This is a genomic window from Paraburkholderia sp. JHI869 (assembly GCF_038900775.1).
In the GTDB taxonomy this organism is placed as follows: Bacteria; Pseudomonadota; Gammaproteobacteria; order Burkholderiales; family Burkholderiaceae; genus Paraburkholderia.
This window is the reverse complement of the sequence record NZ_JAYMSC010000079.1, coordinates 1-2200: the sequence shown is the minus strand read 5'-3', so window position 1 is coordinate 2200 and position 2200 is coordinate 1. Positions and strand designations below refer to the sequence as shown.

Below are 2200 nucleotides of genomic sequence, written 5' to 3'. Positions count from 1 at the left end.
AGTGCGACCTGCAAAGTCGCATGTATCTCTGTTTCACGGGGTGGCATGACTTGATGAAACCGGCTGTTCCATCAGCCGTTCCCTACCCGGACATGCGGAGCTGGCAACGGCTCGGTGTGAAGCTTCGGGGACAACGTAGCCACCGGACACCCGGTACGCTGAGCCGTGAGGCGAGGCGGAATCTGCCAGCACGAAGGCGGAAAGGCGCAAGGGATGGATGGGTACGATCAACACACGTGAACGTCTGGAAGGCGCTGTTATACGGAACAAGCCAAACGTGCTGACAGGCTTGCACCAAAAGGTACGCGGCAAGGTATGGTCTTCTGGCGATGGACCATCATGGACGGAACGCCGCCGGCGCATAGGACGGGTCCGCACCATCCGGAGATAAATGCGGAACAGGGTAAGCCCATCGCGCTGCCGGCAACGGCAGGCGAACCGCGAGGAACGCTGTTGGCGCGGTGGGTAAAGGAATGCGGAGAAAGCGAACGCCCAGCTGTAATGGCGGGGATACGGGCTGAGACATCGCCCGACGCGAAAGCGGGCAGACTTCCGCGCGGTCATTCATGGCGAGAGAGACTTGACAAACCGTTGTACGAGGGAGAGCAGATGACGGCGAACGATACGAAGGTGTCGGACACCGGTGCGCCCTCACACGCCGCAGCAATGTGGGAACAGGCAAACTGGCCACATATCGAGGCGGAGGTGAGGCGGCTTCAGTTGCGTATCGCCAAGGCCGTCCGGGAAGGCCGATGGGGCAAGGCGAAAGCCCTGCAACATCTGTTGACCCGCTCGCATAGCGGCAAGATGCTGGCCGTGAAGCGAGTGACGGAAAATCGAGGTAAGAGAACGCCGGGGGTGGATGGCAGGATATGGTCATCTCCGGCGGCCAGATGGAAAGGAATGTTGTCGCTTCGTCATCGAGGTTATCGGGCGATGCCATTGCGGCGTGTTTACATTCCCAAGAGTAACGGAAAGAAGCGTCCGTTAGGAATTCCGTGTATGAGGTGCAGGTCGATGCAAGCCTTGTGGAAGCTCGCGCTTGAACCCATTGCGGAAACACTTGCGGACCCGAATTCCTATGGCTTTCGGCCAGAGCGCTCGACTGCCGATGCCATCGAACAGTGCTTCATCACTATGGCAAGACGCACTTCGTCAGAGTGGGTTCTGGAGGGGGACATCCGAGGCTGTTTCGACAGTTTCAGTCACTCCTGGCTCCTGGAGCACATACCGATGGATAAGACGGTTCTGCGCAAATGGCTTGAGGCCGGATACATCGATGAGGGATCATTGTTCGAGACACGGATGGGTACGCCCCAGGGCGGAATCATCTCGCCCGTGATCGCGAACATGGCGTTAGACGGGTTGGAGGCGGCAGTCTATGCGAGTGTCGGTGCAACGGCAATCGCGCGCCAAAAATTCAAACTCAACGTCATCCGGTACGCTGATGATTTCGTGGTGACCTGTGCGTCGAAAGACGTGCTCGAATCCTACGTTCTTCCTGCGACCCGCCGTTTCATGGCAGATCGCGGGCTGGAACTGTCGGAGGAGAAAACGCGAATCACGCACATATCGGAAGGATTCGATTTCCTCGGGCAAAACGTACGCAAGTACGGCAGCAAGTTGCTGATCATGCCAGCGAAGGAGAGTCTTAAATCGCTGCTTGATAAGGTCCGGGAAATCATCAAGGGCAACGCAAGCGTCACGCAAGAGATGCTGATACGACAACTCAACCCGGTCATTCGGGGCTGGGCCATGTACCATCGTCATATCGTGGCGAAGGCAACCTTCTCATTGATAGACTCGCACATCTGGCGCCTGCTCTGGAAGTGGGCGAAACGCAGACACCCCACGAAAGGAGCACGATGGGTTAAGCAGCGGTACTTTCGGGTGAACGGACAAAGGTCCTGGAACTTTGCAACGAAGGAGTCGGCCGACAGCAGTACCGGCGATGCTTGGCTCTTCCGTGCTTCAACAGTCGTAATCACGCGCCATGTAAAGGTTCGTGGACCGGCTAATCCCTTCGACCCGGAATGGACGACTTACTTTGCTCGTCGTCGAGCTTCAAAACGTTCTGTCAGGCTGCCCGGTGCCAGCCCCTGGTGCTGAAGCATGGCTTGAGCCGGATGCGAGGCGACTTGCCTGTCCGGTTCTTAGGGGAGCGCGTGCTGGCAACAGCACGCGCTTACCCGACAACCTG

Annotated in this window: 1 protein-coding gene; it reads left to right on the top strand. The window is 57.9% G+C overall.

Annotation, left to right across the window (positions count from 1 at the left end; genetic code table 11):
• The first annotated feature begins 609 nt into the window (after positions 1-609).
• The gene (gene ltrA, locus VSR72_RS43885; protein WP_342958406.1) at positions 610-2109 is read left to right on the top strand and encodes a group II intron reverse transcriptase/maturase; all 1500 of its coding nucleotides are present in this window, start codon (positions 610-612) and stop codon (positions 2107-2109) included.
• The last annotated feature ends 91 nt before the right edge of the window (positions 2110-2200 follow it).